This window comes from Xanthomonas sp. SHU 166, assembly GCF_000364685.1.
Classification (GTDB): domain Bacteria; phylum Pseudomonadota; class Gammaproteobacteria; order Xanthomonadales; family Xanthomonadaceae; genus Xanthomonas_A; species Xanthomonas_A sontii.
This window is the reverse complement of sequence record NZ_AQOJ01000902.1, coordinates 1-367: the sequence shown is the minus strand read 5'-3', so window position 1 is coordinate 367 and position 367 is coordinate 1. Positions and strand designations below refer to the sequence as shown.

1 protein-coding gene is annotated in these 367 nt (G+C 77.1%); it reads right to left on the bottom strand.

The window, feature by feature from the left end:
• The coding region (locus D180_RS20325; RefSeq protein ID WP_043091453.1) for a FecR domain-containing protein at positions 1-367 on the bottom strand (367 nt) is incomplete at both ends.

Sequence of the window (367 nt, the reverse complement as noted above, 5' to 3'; positions counted from 1 at the left end):
CCCTCCGACGGCAGGTCGCCGCGGTGCCACCACGCCGGGGTATCGCGCGACACCTGCACCCGCCCCTGCAGCACGGTGACGCGGGCGCCGCCGGCCTGCGGGTCGACCCCGAACACGGTGCCGACGTCGCGCAGCACCAGCGCGCCGACGCTGACCCGCAGCGGCCGCGCCGGATCGTGGCCGAGATCGAACACCGCCTTGCCGCGCAGCAGGGCGATGTCGCGACGCTGCGTGCCGTAGCGCACGGCGATCGCACCACCGCGCTCCAGTTGCACCACGCTGCCGTCGTCCAGCGCGACGCTGCGCGGCGCGTCCGCCGGCGCTGCGTACACCGTCGCCGGCACCGGCTCCGGCGCGCTCAGGCGCA